Source organism: Corynebacterium sp. HMSC066C02, assembly GCF_001814945.1.
Taxonomy (GTDB): Bacteria; Actinomycetota; Actinomycetes; order Mycobacteriales; family Mycobacteriaceae; genus Corynebacterium; species Corynebacterium aurimucosum.
Genome location: NZ_KV818446.1, coordinates 153,395 through 167,869 on the forward strand (window position 1 = coordinate 153,395; position 14,475 = coordinate 167,869).

The window sequence follows — 14,475 nt, forward strand, 5'->3', positions numbered from 1 at the left end:
GTCGCGTCGGCGATAGTGATGATTTTCAACTTCCGCCATCCGCTCTCCTTTCTGTCGGGAATGCGTCGTACCTGCAGTGTATGGCCAGAAAAGGCATACCGGTAGGACTTAGACCAATTGGCCACTGGTCCACCCCCTGGTACTCCACCGCCCCTCCCGTCCACCTCGCCGAAGATGCACACCGGTATGGGGTAAAACCAGACCACTCAGATGTCACGAGAAGCCACGCCCCTTTACTTGCATCTAGTGCAAGCGTTACACTTGCACTAGATGCAAGTAAAGGAGGCACATCATGAACAGCGACCTTAAAGTCATTGGAGAGGTTCAACAGCGCACAGCTTGGAAGCAGAGCGGGTGGGCGGTAGCACTTGTAGCGCTCGGCATCGGCAGTAGCCTCGCATTCTCTAAGCTGTCGTGGTGGTACACCCTCGCAATCCTCCTACCGACCTTCATTCTCGGCTACCTCCTCAAGGACAAACTCGCGAACCCTTTTGTTCGCCCCAATCCCAACATGGGGCCAAGGAACGATCGCGCCACGTGGTCACGCGTACTGCTTCCCGCCGCAATGATTTTCTCCACCACGCCGACACCTGATACATGGCCATGGATGATCACCAGCGGGGTCGTCGTTTCCGCAGCGATGGCTTGGATGCTCTACGAGAACCGCAACGCGGCCATAAAGGGATCAAATGCCTAAGGACGCACCCAACCAATCCCCTGAGCTGGATCCAGTTATCCACCCGATTAAACGACTCAAGATCTGCGCTACACTCTACTCCGCTGGCGCCACCGGAGACCGGCAAATGAAGTACAGTACGCTCGCCGAGTTGACCGAGCTCCCCGCCGATACGCTTTCCAAGCAGCTAAAGCACCTCGAAGGCTGCGGCTATATTAGCCGCGCCCGAGAGTACGGTTCTACCCGCGCCAAGGACACCGTGTGGGTCACGCTTACTGAGGCAGGCGCACAAGCTTACGTGCAGCACGTGAAGGCGCTCAAAGCCATGACTGAGGGCCTATAGGCTGCGCAGCCATTGCGCTATGCGATCCCCCAGCTGTGGAAACTCGGTATAGCCGTCACTCTCAAGGAAATGTCCAGCGCCGTGGATGGTGATGGGCGCGGCCGAGAGGGCGTCGGCAAGCTGCTGCGTGAGGGAAGGGTCCACCAGGACATCATTAGTGGACACGAAGACCTCTGCGTGAGCGATGTGGGGTTTGACAGCAGGTCCAACTACCCGGAACACGACAGTACCGAGTTCCCAGAACACCGGTACCAAAACTCGCATATGACACCAATCATCACGCAACATATACGAGGTACTGCCAAGCGCCGTCGAACACTTCAAAACTACTAATCTACCAGGGTTAATGAGATAAAATCTAAGTCGAAAATCCAGGCGGTGTCCGAGGGGAGATTACTCCACTTTGGAGACAGCTCCATCGTGAAGCGAGCAAAGCGGGCGCTATTTACACGACGAGACGGGTCGCACAGGTCTCAGATGGGACTTTAGCAGTTGGTCGATCGAGTCGCGTGCTGGAACAAGCGAGGGAGAGGCTCCGGACCCGATCACTATAGTTCGACAGAATCGCTATCAATCCGGAAGAGACCAGTCCTAAGACACCCTTGTCCCCAGTAAGTGAATCGTCTCCTCTCGGAGCTCGTCACTTAGATTCTGATCGAGAGTGATCGCCTCCACATTTAGATGCGCAATTTTTCCCTCTACAGACAACTGAAGGTGTTGAGGTCCTTTCCTCCAAAGTTCAGATGCAGAGTCTCTCGTGTATCCGATTTGCTGAAGCTCTATCCCTACCGGGCTAGTGGTGCCAAACTCAATCAAGACAGAAAGATCAAGTCCGGCATTCTCCTCGCCCAATAGACTGACACAAATGTCGTAGTAATTCTTCAAATATATAGGAATTCGAAATCCTACACCATACTCAAGATTGCTGAGGGTTTCGTCAATAATGTGATTGATATGAATTTTAGAATTCGGATCAAAAACAGATCTTTGGTAGGGATTCCCACCTCCCGCGCCATAAATTACGCCTGACTTCTCTGCGTAAGCAATTGACCGAGAAATCAATGCGCTTACCGGAAGACCTTTTATCCAATGGTGAGTTAAGCTTGCCCAGTACTTAAGCCGCCTGACACGTTCTGCGTCATCTGCATTCTTCCGAAATAGGTCGCGACTACCTGAAGACTCTTTGTCTTTCCAGTCGTACACTCTATTCAGAGTGTCAAGCATCCTTAAGATGCTATCAAAAGATATTTCCTCAACAGAACTTATAACGTACGGATCCCCAGAATTCTTTAAAAGTCGATATACGCGGTCCTGAGTTAGAGGTTCAATTTCGGGAGAACGTCGTACAGTATCTACACTCACTTCAAGTGAATCGTTGACCTCTTTGAGAAGTTTAGACCCATCTTTCACCTTTTCATTGAAGTTCTGCGAAAGAAGCGAGGCATGACTCTTTTGAGTTTGAGCCAGTAAAATCGTTGCATATTTCTCGGCGGATTGCCGATCGCTCCTGGTCCCACTGACCGATCTCCCCTGAAGGACTTTAGCGATATCGGTATAATTTTTTCTTCCCTTCGACTCCGGGGGAGGTACCATAAAGCTCGTTACCTCGATCGGGGATGTTATCGGAATCTGCAGGTCGGGATCCTTCCATGTCGCGTCATCTGCCCTGATGCAAATGACATTGCCTTGAAAGTCTTCAGTTAACCTACCTGCACGGCCTGCCAAGTTCTCGAAGTCTAGCTTTCCGAAAGAACTACGACCTCCCCCGTATTTATCAGTGAGGATAAATATGTTCTTTGCAGGAAGGTTCACTCCTTCAAGGAGCGTCGACGTGCAGAATAGAAAGTCGATCCCAGATGTTTCACTCTTAAATACGCTTTCAATGTCCTCTCGGATCGCAACCGGCATTTTCCCATGATGAAAAGCAACGCCTCGCTTAAGTACATCAATGAGGTAGTATTGTGGATGAATCTCTCTACCAATCCGTTCAATAAGTCGATGGACCTGTTGAGAGATTTCTACATTCTCTTCCCCAGCGAATGAGAGGGCATGATTGACCACTTTAGAGGGAGTATTTGCGTAAACGAGTGACTTAGCCCCATTCGCCCAAAACTTTACTGCCTCGTCAGGAGCCCAAGACATTTGATCTACTGACTCAACGAGTATCCGTTCAGATTCTAAGTCCGACGAGAAATACGACGCCTCTCTATCAATGAAATCTACATAGAATCTTTGCTGGGTGACTGTCCGCTCTCGCACAACCATGCTTCCGCCAGTAGATTTTCCGAAAAGCTCAAGAAAGAGCTCTGGGTTGCTCAAGCTCGGCGAAGAGAAGATTAGTTTAGTCGCAAAGCTTCGAACGGTTTCATCGATTGCATAGTAGAAGAGGGGGCTGCGCGAGTCATTCTCCGCTACGATTTTATGGGCCTCGTCAACAATAAGTAGCTTGATGGAGCGATTCGGCGCATTGAGGAAGCGAATCAGCCGTTCTGGAGTAAACACAAATACGGTGGTCGCAAAAAGCCTTTTCATTATCTCTGGCTGATCTGGATATATGGCTACGTTTACCGTAGGAAGAGCCTCCAGTAGTTTTCTCAAGTCGTTTGCCGTTTGGGCGACAAGCGCATTTGTGGGGACCAAGAAGATCACACAAGCATCTGCGAGCTGTGGTTTTTGCACCTCTGCTTTCAAGAAATTCTTGATTACAAATGATTTTCCAAGCGACGTTGGCCCAGAGAAACTGTAGAAATCCACACACTCCATAGCGGTTGCAATTTCGTATTGAGCATCCGTTAGTACGCTCGACCTGTCAGAAGTTCTTTGGTGAAATTCTTTGAAGCCTCGAGCAAATAGCCGCTCAGCTGGAACTTGGTAACCGTCGCTCTCATCAGACTCCTCTAGCTTGCGAAGTCCTGGAAAATTTCCCAGAACCGAGAACACAGCAATGGAAAATGCTTCTAGCCGTTGGAGTGATTCAGCATCTAGTTGTTGCTGTTCTTTAAGTTCTTGAAACATTGCAATTAAGGCGTATGCACGTTCACGATGCTCGGCCTTGTCTGAATGCGAGAGGATATCCGCGAACCGTAGACCAGGTGCAATGAGGCGATGCAAAGGCTCATCAGTGATTTTATGAGTAAGAAAATACTCCGCAACGATGGCTTCTGCTCGTTGAACCAAGTCAACGTAGTCGGGCCTCGCAAGAATGATTCTACCAAGTCTCGTAGCGACAGTTTCAGTATCTTTCGACATCATCCCTTCCCCCACCGAAGTCGTTGCTGAAGATCTTTACGCACCTTGTCGACACCGTGCGTCTCTGCTCCGACTGTTCTTTTCAAGAAGGGCATAGCAAATATATGGAAATTTGTTGCACCAAGCTGATACTTCCGAATCTGCTTCTGAATATCATTGGTTTTTGCCTGTACCGCATTTTGCGCCCGGATTCTAAATTCGGTCTCGATTTGGTCATCGTCATGTAGAGAAAGATCGAAGTCGTCGACGTCAAGATCAAAGGTCACTAGAACACCAAAAGAATTGACGAGCTTAATACGCTGAGTCGCACCCGGTTCTGGAATAAGAATAGCTTCTAGCGCTTTGAGCTGTTCATCATTAACAGCCTCTTTCATTAGTTGACTGGATACCAGTGACGTATCGTCTCTAAATGAAGTATCCTTCACACTACTCATTGATTCAAAGGCTTTCGAAATTGCACCACCAAGATCTCCATGCATTTTTGACTCGCCAAACACTAGTTGGTATTCATCATCTCTCACTCTGAGTAGGTGTAATCCATCCGCGCCAAATACTGGCATTTTGTTATTGGTTTTGATTTCCATTTTACTTAGAATCTTTGGAGCACCGACAACCTCTTCAAGTAGTGCATACAGGATCATTTCGCCGCCTTCGCCATTTGTAGCGTTCGGCTCTTGAAACTTTGCTTTAATATCCTCCGCCCAGGCCATGGCGTTATTCGGATCGATGGCCAAATCAGCAAGATACCTTTCGTATTCTCTCCTTGATAGGACGTAGCCAATGCTAGCCTTCGACAGATAGTCGAACATTTCGTCTAGGATAAATTCGCCACTTTCTATCCGTAAAACGGATAGTTTGCATTCAGTTCTAGGGTTGATATCGATGTCGACCGAATCATAAAAGAGGTCGGAAAACCTAGTGTTCTGTTTTAATGTTGGACCTATAACATTCAAGATGGCATCGCCCCTCATTTGCTTTCTCCTCTCTTGATTTGTCGAAATTGACGAGGGTTCATTCCGACCATTCTTCTGCGGCTAGGGGTGCCCCATTGAGTTCGTCTCGCCGCGTAGGCCAGTCCGGGAGGTGTCGATCCATCACCCCCACAAATCTCGAGTTGTGACTCCGCTCTACCAGGTGCGCCAGCTCATGAACCACTAAGTACTCCAGACTCCGAGGATTTTTTTTTGCTAGCTCCGGGTTGATCCAGATGTTCCGGCTATCAGGGTTACATGAACCCCACTTAGTCTTCATCCGCTTAACTGTGACCCGATTAGCTTTCACACCCATGACAGACTCCCACTTCTCGACCAGAGCCGGCAGTACTGCCTTAAGTTCCCGGCGGTACCAGCGATCAAGAATGCCAAACCTATCCTCTGGCGTCGACCCTTCCGGGGAATAGAGCCAGAGAATATCTCCTGAGAGAACAACCTTTGGGTTCCCGCTGTGCCTCGAAACATCCAGACGATATCGCTTACCCCAGACATAGTGGCTCTCCCCGGAGACCATCTGTCGCTTGGATTGCCGGTTAGCGTTCTGGAGACGATTTCGTTCCCGCCGAATCCATGGCAGGCGTTGTATGATAGCCCGACGAATGGTGTCCTCATCTAACCGAGCGGGCGCAGCTACCCGAACACGACCCATCGGCGGATACACCGACAAATGCATGTTCTTGATGTCTTTGTAGACCAGCTCAACATCAAAGCCGGAAACAGTGAGGTAAGAACTAGCGGAATTCATCATGCTTTTTCAGTTGATCGAGCAGACTTTCCATCTGCGTTTTATCTAAGAGCCCAGGGAAGTTGAGTGCAAGAGTACGCATCAAAGACTTCTGCTTTTTCTTGTCTCCAGACCAGCCATGCTCCTTGTTGCGCTGAATCGTGGCGTAAATCCGCTCGACGTCGACCTCGATATTCTTCGGCCACGCGAAGTCGATCAGGGCCCGTCGAGCAGGCGTCTTGGCCCAGTCAGGGAATTTCCTATCAGATTCGCCCTTGGCGAGACGCTGGGTTAACTCAACCAGCTTAAGCAGATACTCCTCGTAGTCGATCACAGCCTCACGACGCTGCTCAATCAGTGCATCGAGCAAAGTAGACATAGATTCGTAATACTTCGGGTTCATGGCCTGCTCGTCAACGATTGTCTTACGGACGTTATTGACGATGGTTTCAGCCGCAGCCTCCGGGGTCTTTCGGATGTTCTCCGGAAGTTTCTCTAAAGCCCCAACTCCATGTTCGACAATGAGCTGCACGAGCCCTTGGTCAAAAGTCGCAAGGTTTCGCGATGCGTCTGCCTGGATATAAGTATCCAGTAGAGAACGCATGCCGGCCTCAAACTGCTTGAGGTCAACATTCTCACCGGCTCCAAGCTTCACCTCGTCGCGCACATCAACAAAGTGTTTCACTTGAGACTTGATTGATGCAGCTTCACTTTCCGAGTATCCAGCCTCACTCATACGGTTGGCCAAGTTGGCATAGGCGTGTACCAGACTTGTCACGCCCTTGTACAGATCCCCTCTCTTAGGTTCGTTAGCCTTGAGTTGCTCTGCGCTGCCGCTTTCCATCGCGCAGAAATAGTGCTGGTACTGCAACGTGCCCTTAGGGGGAGCCACCGGCTCACACAGAGCACGCACCATTTCAAGAGCCTCGTCCAGGTCTTGACGCTCCTGCTCAATACGATCCTTGAGTAGGCCTTCCACATCTTCCTCGTCGTAGTCGGCGAAAGCTTCGGAGGTGTAGTCAGAAACCGCATCCTCCAGAGATTTGAACAGGTCGCGGTAGTCGACGATGTAGCCGTATTTCTTGTCATCACCGTCAAGCCGGTTCACGCGACAAATAGCCTGGAAAAGACCATGATCTTGCATGTTCTTATCGATGTAAAGATAAGTCGCACTCGGAGCATCAAAGCCGGTCAGCAGTTTGTCGACCACGATCATCAGCCTCATCTGACCCGGATGATTGATGAACTTCTCCTTGACGTCCTTCTCGAACTCGTCAATCCGCTTAACGGCATCATCAGCATTGGTCTGGAAGTAGTCAGCGAGCATCCGACGGTAGACGTCGTACTTGACGATCTCCTCGTTCTTGCCAGCCCCAGAGTCTTCCTTCGAGATCTGGGATGCGTTCGGCTCATAGCTCGTGATGATCGCGACCTTACCGGCCAATTCACTACGGCTGAAGATGTCATAGAACTTGCAGGCCTGGTAGACACTCGAACACACCAACATGGCATTACCTCGACCATCCATCAGGCGAGGCATTCTAGCCATATCCATCAGGATGTCAGCGGCGATCTGCCGAGCTCGCGGCTCAGCCGACTCAACTTCCTTGATCGTCGCCCAGCGCTTCTTCAGCTGGTGCTTCGTTAGGTCGGTCATGCCCTGGGTGTGGATCTTGAACCACTCATCGACCCGCTCCGGGCTCATAAGCCGCTGGTCAATATCCCGAGCCTCATAACGCAGATCCAGCACCACGCCGTCATCAACGGCCTCATCGAACTTGTAGGTGTGGATGTACGACCCGAAGGTCTCGATACTTTTGGCCTTGTCCTTCTTGAGAAGCGGAGTGCCGGTAAAGCCGATGAACATCGCGTTCGGCAACAGCTCCTTCATCGCCTTATGGAGTTTGCCACTCTGGGTGCGGTGAGCTTCATCGACAAAGACGAAGAGATTGCCCTTGGGGCTGAACCCTTCAAGGAGAGGTTTCTTGAGCTGACGCACGAAATCCTCGGTGTCGCCCTGATCCTTCTCGTCATCGCCCCGGAACTTGTGCACCAGTGAGCACATCAGCCATGGCTGGTTCCGGCCCAGCATGCCGATCATGCCGGCGCCAGACGTCGATCGCTCGATGGTCTCGTCAACACCGGCAAAGACCTTCTCGATCTGCTCATCGAGCTCAGTCCGGTCGGTGATCACCAAGACACGCGCTTCGCGCTGGTTCTCCCGGATCCACTTCGCCAGCCACACCATCGTCAAGCTCTTGCCTGACCCCTGAGTGTGCCAAATAATGCCACCCTCGCGACGAGCAATACGCTCCTGAGCAGCCTTAACACCGAAGTACTGGTTATGTCGGGCCGTCTTCTTCACACCCGAGTCGAAGACGATGAAGTCATGAATCAGCTCCAAGAAGCGCTGTTTGTTCGCCATCTGGAGCAATCCACGGTCGAGATGGTTCTCAACCACGCTTGGCTCTTTCCACTCCAGCCAGTACTTCTCCGGAGTCTCAATCACGCCGTAACGTAGGCCCTCAACATCACTACCGGCAAAAAGCAGTTGAACAGTGGTAAAGAAGGGGCGAACGAAATCTGCCTTCTGGTTGCCGAGGTGCTGTCGGATGCCGTCACCGATGCTGACCTTGGAACGCTTGAGTTCGATGACGCCGAGAGCGATGCCGTTGACGTAGAGCACGACATCTGGACGCTTGGTGTTTCTGCCCTTGATCGAAACCTCTTCAGCCACCACGAAGTGGTTAGCCTCCGGGTTGTCCCAGTCGATAATCCAGATGGTCTCGAAGTTTTCAGAAGCGCTGCGCTTTACCTTCACGCCGTAGCGCAGCAAGCTGTAGACCTTGCGGTTGACGTCGTATAGCGATCCACCAGTCGGCAGCGAAGCAGCCTTGCGAAGCTGCTCGATGGCACGTCGAACCAAGTCCTCCTCGTAGCCACGTGCCAGCAGATTCTGGCGCAACAGCTCTTCTTCAACGTTGGAGTTGGCCCGATCCTTCCAATCCCCGGCATACTCATACCCGAGCTGACTCGACAGGATGTCCACGACGCGATTCTGCGTGACACGCTCACGCTGCCCGACCAGACTCATGATGATGCCTCCACGGTGGATTCGTCCACCCAGCGTGCCAAAACGCTAAGGGCGGCGAGATACTCTAGAGCTTCTTGCTCCGTAAGTTCTTGATCAGCTTCATGGCTAAGAGGGTTTCGAATACCAGCAAAGACCCCTTCAGCAAATGTCATAGCGCCACGCTGAACCGACTTATAGGTGTCACTGCCGTCATCTTTCATTCGTCGTAGCCGAGACGCTCCTTTCTTTGCCTGATCGGTGGAGAAAGCCTGCTTGAAAAGATTTGTTTCGCTAACATCCCGACGACCGATCTTGTTCTGCGTCTCAGCATTCAGCTTGCGAATCGCACCACCGATGGCTTCACGGTAATGACCTGACTGCCAGAGCGACTGTGCTCCGTCCCAGATCCAAGGGTGCAGCTCCGCAGCAGAAAGCTCTGGAGCATTTTCTCCCAGATTCTGAGCGACTTCTTCAGCCCGTTGGAGCTGTGCTTGAGCTCTGATTGCAGCCTCGTAATGGCGATCCCAAGTGCCCGGCTTAATCCCAGTCAACTCAGAGCGCCAGCCAGGAGTAGCCCGATCCATAATCTTCTCGGCTACTTGCGCCTGAGAAGCAATATCGGCTTTAGACCCCCGCGGAAAGCTACCTATGACGCTAGGACTTGGGTGAGGAACACGCTCAGTCAGATAGATGAAGGTGTGCAGCTCTTTTAGCGCCCAATCAATATTCATCTTGCTTGCCCCCTACGGGAAGGCGGATTCTCCCAGTGAGTAGCTCCTGCATCATACCCTGCTTTATATTGCGAGCTGATTCGAGGCGAGACTCCAAGGCTCTGATCTCTGAGTCAGCGTCATCCAGTACACTCGCAATCTCTCGCTGTTCAGAAAAGTCCTCTGGAAAATCTAAAGTAAGAGTATTTAGATCCTTTTGGTAAAGATGATTAATGGTTGACCCCGCACTTAGGGATGAAATGAAGTTCTCGAACACTGAAGAACGCAACAGCCAATACAAGAACCTCGATTCGTAGGTTCCCCGGATCGGTCGCACTACAAAAACTCCACTATTCAATGTGGCCGGAAAAGGAAGATTATCAACAATTGCAACTTTACCAATAGTTCCGTCCTTAGTTATAAGGACATCGTCAGGTTGAAGTTGAATATTGCGATCTTGATCGAATCGCCATTTACTCACAAAAGCGGCTGAATTCCAGTCTATTTTAGCATTCTTAAAATCAGTGCCACCGACTAGTTTATAGCTGCCCGACTGGAGATATTCACCGGTCGTGAGCCCGTGCCAGCCAATTCTTGCCTTCAAATGGGAGTGTCTCGCAATTGATATATTCTTCCAAGGTTTGGTAAATCCCGGCAAGCGTTTGCGACCAGTCAGCAGCTCCTGCATCATGCCCTGCTTGATTGCCTGCTTCTTTGAGATGAGGCGTTCAAGAGTTTCAATGAGTTGATCAGCCGAACTCAACCTACCTGCGACAATCTTCTGTTCATCAAGCGATGGCAAATCGACAGTCAAACTGCCGAGAATCTGCGTATTTAGAGAAGGCATGGTTTGGCCTACTGCTACGGACCGCACCTTATCTTTGAAATTTTCAGTATGAAAAACTTGACTGAGATATCCAGAGTTTACTTTTGCCTGGTCCACTCTCACACGTAAAAGACGCCCAGAAAACAACCAGCCATCTTCTTCTCCCTTGACGATCGCGTTTCTATCTATTGACCCGACCCTGCTGAAAAGGATGTCTCCTTCACGGCACTTATAAGTCGAAAGACGCTTCAAGTCTTCTGTTCCCACAAGAGGAAGATTTTGGTGAATAATGCCTCTATCTCCGAGGTGTTCCACTGTGACTATCGGGGTCCCTGTAGCTTTATAGTCTTTCTGATGAAGAGCAGAGCCAAAGGGCCCAGTCTTAACTTCTGCAAAATCCGAAATCCTCTGAACTTCATGACAAGAAACCATTACAAGACCCCCATGTTCCGCAAATGAACGCAAACTCGTCGATCAGCTTCTTCAGTTTTGCCGATAATTTGTTCAAGGGTTTCGGAGTAACGTTCACCAAGTGTATTGAGCCTTAATGCGAGAGACCGAATGGTCTTTACGACTTCAACATCTGACGATTCCCGGATTGAATCACCCCATTTATCCTCGATGACTAGCACCCGTATATCCGTATCTCGAAGACCTTCGTAGGCCTGAAAGCTCTGCTGATCGATTTCAAAGGCGGCGTTTTTCGCGGCCTTCTTTGCCACTGTCTCAGCAGCAAACAGTTTCACGGCATGATTGAGCGCGGAGACCTTCTCAGCCTCTGCGCCCTCAGCTTTAGCTTCCCTGAGGCGCTTCCTCGCGTCGCCCAACTTCACTCCGCCATCGTCGTTGACAGCCTCCCAAAGCAGACCTTCCTCGACCGCGTGCTCGTCGATGTACTCCTGTAACTCCAGACTGCTGCGCTCTTGCTCTGCAGTAAGACGATCAAGCTCGGCCTTCTCTTCGGCGAAATATCGATCGATGATCAGTGCCGGTGAAATCAGGTCAGTTACCCAACGCTGGGCCTTGACACCCGTGCCGAAGACCAGGTCAGCAGCCTCGTACTTCGGCTTCTTCTTGTTGTCATAGCCAGTGATCCGAGCTTCACGCGGTTGAGCAGCATCAACCCAGCCGGACCCGACGATGAGTGTGACGTCATCGTGCATGGTGTCATTCCAGTAGCTCATCAGCTGCTCGTACATGCTGTACTCGCTGATCAGCGGACGGCCCCGGAACTTCTCCAGCAAGTCATCACCAAGATCCTCAATCAGCTGTTGCGGCCTGGTCTGCGAGTCAATCGTTTCCAGTTGAGATCCGTGAGAACCCCACCAATCCTCAACAGCCTTGGAAACAGTCGAGGTAAAAGCCTTAACATCCTCTGATTCCTCAATCACCTTGGCGACCTGATCAGGCTGCACTGTGAGCTCTGAATATCCCTCGCGGAGAGGTCGGAATAGCTCGTCACGTAGGTTCGGGAAAGCATCCCAGTATTCACCCAGAGCATCCAGATCTCGGTTCGGAATCCCGCCCTTAAGGTGAGCCTCCAGGTCCTGAATGTCTTCAGGTTCAGACGTGTCAATGTAGCGGGGGATGTTGAGGTTATAGTTGTTCTTAGCGTCAGAGATTTCCGACAACGACACCATCCGGGCAAAGCGCTCGACGTCGTTGCCGGCAAGATAGGTGTCGATGATCTTTCGCATATCCCGAGGACGCAGACGGTTCTTCGGCCCGTCTTTCTCGAAGCCCTTGGAGGCATCGATCATGAAGATGCCCGTCCGGTTGGTGGCTCTCTTCTTGTCGATGACAATGATGCAGGCCGGGATGCCGGTTCCATAAAACAGGTTGGCCGGCAGCCCAATAATCGCCTTAATTAGACCACGCCTGATCAGCTCCTCACGGATCTGCGCCTCGGTGTTGCCACGAAAAAGCACGCCGTGGGGAAGAATAACCGCTCCCCGACCATCAGACTTCAGGGATTTCACCATATGAAGCAAGAAGGCATAGTCACCGTTCTTCTCTGGTGGCTCGGAGAAGCCCTCGAACCGATCGTATTCCTTGTCGAAACCGTTCTTCCAGGTCTTCACTGAGAACGGCGGGTTGGCTACGAAGTAGTCAAAGGTCTGTAGCTGTTCGCCCTTGAGGAATTTCGGATCCGAGAGTGTGTCACCCTGACGGATGTCATGCGTCTCGTTGCCGTGCAAGATCATGTTCATCCGCGACAGTGCCCAGGTGGCGTTGTCTTTCTCCTGTCCGTAAATCGACAGGCCATTAGGCGCGGCGTCAGCCACCTTAATCAAAAGCGATCCAGACCCACACGTCGGGTCATAGACAGTCGTCGAGCGAGGGGCATCTTTTGGGATCTCCAGCACCTGAGCCATGATGCGAGAAACCTCCGCCGGAGTGTAGAATTGACCCTTGCTCTTGCCAGACTCAGTGGCGAAGTGGCGCATCAGATATTCGTAGGCATCACCGAGCAGGTCGTCGCCCTCGGCACGAGAACCGGTGAAATCGACGTCCTGAAAAATACTGACAAGGTTCGTCAGGCGATCCTGCATCGCCTTACCTTCGCCCAGCTTGTTCGGGTCATCGAAGTCGGCGTTGTTGATAACGCCCTGAAGATCATTGGCTTCAGCCAGTCGACGGATGGCGATGTTCATCTTCTCACCGATGTCCGTCGCGCCCTTTAGCGCAACCAGGTCATCAAATGATCCGCCTTCCGGAACTTCAATGAGGCTGTAAGGATCGCTCTTCGCCTTATCCGAGACATACTTCACGAACAGCAGTGTCAGGACGTAATCCTTGTACTGACTGGCATCCATGCCGCCACGCAGCTCATCGGCACTCTTCCAGAGGGAGCTATAAAGATCAGATTTCTTAAGAGCCACTACCACGCCACCACCTTCGGCAGCTTGACTGCTAACTTCTTACTTTGGGCTCTTAAAATCATATACTGTTCGTCTCCTCCACAGAGCGTGGCTTATCTTCTAGATGATACCGACATTACTGACCGCGCCAGACATTAATGTCGAGCAGTACCCGTTAACCATTCCGCTCATACTTCTCGACAAGTTCGCGAAACAGGGAGCGGGCAAATGCTAATGGTGCAATTATACCCTGACCAGCAGTTTTGTGAAACCTTGCAGCACTCCAGCTCATGCTGGCCATTTCATCTGCCGCTCGCTCAAATGTTCGCACCTCCCGCGACAGCCGCATGGCCTACCTACTCCGATAGACGCAGATTCTGCTCGCCCACATGGGGTCACGGATATATTCCACTGCATGCACGCAATTAATAACACCTCGGACATGGATGGTTACGTGGACTGGGTTGTTGATGTTCTCAAGTGGGGAACGCTGGTGGATGATATTGCCTCGGCAGAAGGGGCTCGCGAGCTACCATCTCGAACGGGCGCAGGGGCCATCTATCGGCGACAGCGGTCTAAGGTCCACTACTGATTTCGGACAACCAGAAATGGTGGTACACCCACCGCAACGCCCGCCGAGCATTAAAGCGGCTAGAAAACTCATCCACACAGGACAACTATTTACCTTCCTTGACCCGCCTGAAGGTTTCACCCAGGACTTAAAAGCCACCACAAACCTGCTGGAAGGCGGCATCAACAAACAGCTCAAAGACTTAGCGGGCAATCATCGTGGCATGTTCGATGAGCATCAGCGCATCACCATGGACTGGTGGCTTTTCACCCACACCGAAGACCCGGTAGCGCCACTGGAGTTAGCCAAGCAACAAGACTTCGGACGCCAAGGAGAAAAAGCCGCACGCGCAGCCTGGGCACAAGAAGAACGTAAACGACGCGGCCACCCAGACGGGCGACCTGCCACATTCGATACCCACATCGACAACGAATGGAACCCCAGCTTAGG

10 protein-coding genes and 1 pseudogene are annotated in these 14,475 nt (G+C 51.4%); 3 read left to right on the forward strand and 8 right to left on the reverse strand.

Annotation, left to right across the window (positions count from 1 at the left end; translation table 11 throughout):
* The first annotated feature begins 292 nt into the window (after positions 1 to 292).
* The gene (locus HMPREF2996_RS04615; protein ID WP_070730319.1) at positions 293 to 697 is read left to right on the forward strand and encodes a hypothetical protein; all 405 of its coding nucleotides are present in this window, start codon (positions 293 to 295) and stop codon (positions 695 to 697) included.
* A complete protein-coding gene (locus HMPREF2996_RS04620; protein ID WP_070730320.1) occupies positions 690 to 1,019 on the forward strand; it encodes a transcriptional regulator in 330 nt (109 codons plus the stop codon). The genes HMPREF2996_RS04615 and HMPREF2996_RS04620 overlap by 8 nt, the downstream gene beginning before the upstream one ends.
* Here HMPREF2996_RS04620 and HMPREF2996_RS04625 read toward each other — a convergent pair.
* The 8 genes from HMPREF2996_RS04625 to HMPREF2996_RS04660 form a co-directional block, all read right to left on the reverse strand.
* Entirely contained in the window at positions 1,014 to 1,283 is a 270-nt protein-coding gene (locus tag HMPREF2996_RS04625) for an alpha/beta hydrolase (protein ID WP_070730322.1), read from the reverse strand. The genes HMPREF2996_RS04620 and HMPREF2996_RS04625 overlap by 6 nt on opposite strands.
* 327 nt (positions 1,284 to 1,610) lie before the next feature.
* Positions 1,611 to 4,268, reverse strand: coding sequence for a DEAD/DEAH box helicase (locus HMPREF2996_RS04630; RefSeq protein WP_168166677.1), 2,658 nt, complete (start codon positions 4,266 to 4,268; stop codon positions 1,611 to 1,613).
* On the reverse strand, positions 4,268 to 5,239 hold the full coding sequence (locus tag HMPREF2996_RS04635; RefSeq protein WP_070730327.1) for a HamA C-terminal domain-containing protein: 972 nt from the start codon (positions 5,237 to 5,239) through the stop codon (positions 4,268 to 4,270). The genes HMPREF2996_RS04630 and HMPREF2996_RS04635 overlap by 1 nt, the downstream gene beginning before the upstream one ends.
* A gap of 40 nt (positions 5,240 to 5,279) precedes the next feature.
* Positions 5,280 to 6,008 carry a M48 family metallopeptidase gene (locus tag HMPREF2996_RS04640; protein ID WP_083313781.1) on the reverse strand — a complete coding sequence of 243 codons (729 nt, stop codon included), beginning with the start codon at positions 6,006 to 6,008 and terminating at the stop codon, positions 5,280 to 5,282.
* Positions 5,992 to 9,078, reverse strand: coding sequence for a type I restriction endonuclease subunit R (locus HMPREF2996_RS04645; RefSeq protein ID WP_070730329.1), 3,087 nt, complete (start codon positions 9,076 to 9,078; stop codon positions 5,992 to 5,994). Before HMPREF2996_RS04645 ends, HMPREF2996_RS04640 begins: the two co-directional genes overlap by 17 nt.
* Entirely contained in the window at positions 9,075 to 9,788 is a 714-nt protein-coding gene (locus HMPREF2996_RS04650) for a TIGR02391 family protein (protein WP_070730331.1), read from the reverse strand. The genes HMPREF2996_RS04645 and HMPREF2996_RS04650 overlap by 4 nt, the downstream gene beginning before the upstream one ends.
* Positions 9,778 to 11,025 carry a restriction endonuclease subunit S gene (locus tag HMPREF2996_RS04655; protein WP_083313782.1) on the reverse strand — a complete coding sequence of 416 codons (1,248 nt, stop codon included), beginning with the start codon at positions 11,023 to 11,025 and terminating at the stop codon, positions 9,778 to 9,780. Before HMPREF2996_RS04655 ends, HMPREF2996_RS04650 begins: the two co-directional genes overlap by 11 nt.
* A complete protein-coding gene (locus HMPREF2996_RS04660; RefSeq protein ID WP_070730359.1) occupies positions 11,025 to 13,475 on the reverse strand; it encodes a type I restriction-modification system subunit M in 2,451 nt (816 codons plus the stop codon). Before HMPREF2996_RS04660 ends, HMPREF2996_RS04655 begins: the two co-directional genes overlap by 1 nt.
* Positions 13,476 to 14,036: 561 nt before the next feature.
* Between HMPREF2996_RS04660 and HMPREF2996_RS04665 the strand changes: the two are divergent.
* A pseudogene (locus HMPREF2996_RS04665) lies at positions 14,037 to 14,475 on the forward strand (IS256 family transposase); the annotation flags it as partial.

Bases quoted from the DNA above. Each gene is read 5' to 3' on its own strand.
- HMPREF2996_RS04615 (WP_070730319.1), top strand. From the start codon at position 293: ATGAACAGCGACCTTAAAGTCATTGGAGAGGTTCAACAGCGCACAGCT.
- HMPREF2996_RS04620 (WP_070730320.1), top strand. From the start codon at position 690: ATGCCTAAGGACGCACCCAACCAATCCCCTGAGCTGGATCCAGTTATC.
- HMPREF2996_RS04625 (WP_070730322.1), bottom strand. From the start codon at position 1,283: ATGCGAGTTTTGGTACCGGTGTTCTGGGAACTCGGTACTGTCGTGTTC.
- HMPREF2996_RS04630 (WP_168166677.1), bottom strand. From the start codon at position 4,268: ATGTCGAAAGATACTGAAACTGTCGCTACGAGACTTGGTAGAATCATT.
- HMPREF2996_RS04635 (WP_070730327.1), bottom strand. From the start codon at position 5,239: ATGAGGGGCGATGCCATCTTGAATGTTATAGGTCCAACATTAAAACAG.
- HMPREF2996_RS04640 (WP_083313781.1), bottom strand. From the start codon at position 6,008: ATGATGAATTCCGCTAGTTCTTACCTCACTGTTTCCGGCTTTGATGTT.
- HMPREF2996_RS04645 (WP_070730329.1), bottom strand. From the start codon at position 9,078: ATGAGTCTGGTCGGGCAGCGTGAGCGTGTCACGCAGAATCGCGTCGTG.
- HMPREF2996_RS04650 (WP_070730331.1), bottom strand. From the start codon at position 9,788: ATGAATATTGATTGGGCGCTAAAAGAGCTGCACACCTTCATCTATCTG.
- HMPREF2996_RS04655 (WP_083313782.1), bottom strand. From the start codon at position 11,025: ATGGTTTCTTGTCATGAAGTTCAGAGGATTTCGGATTTTGCAGAAGTT.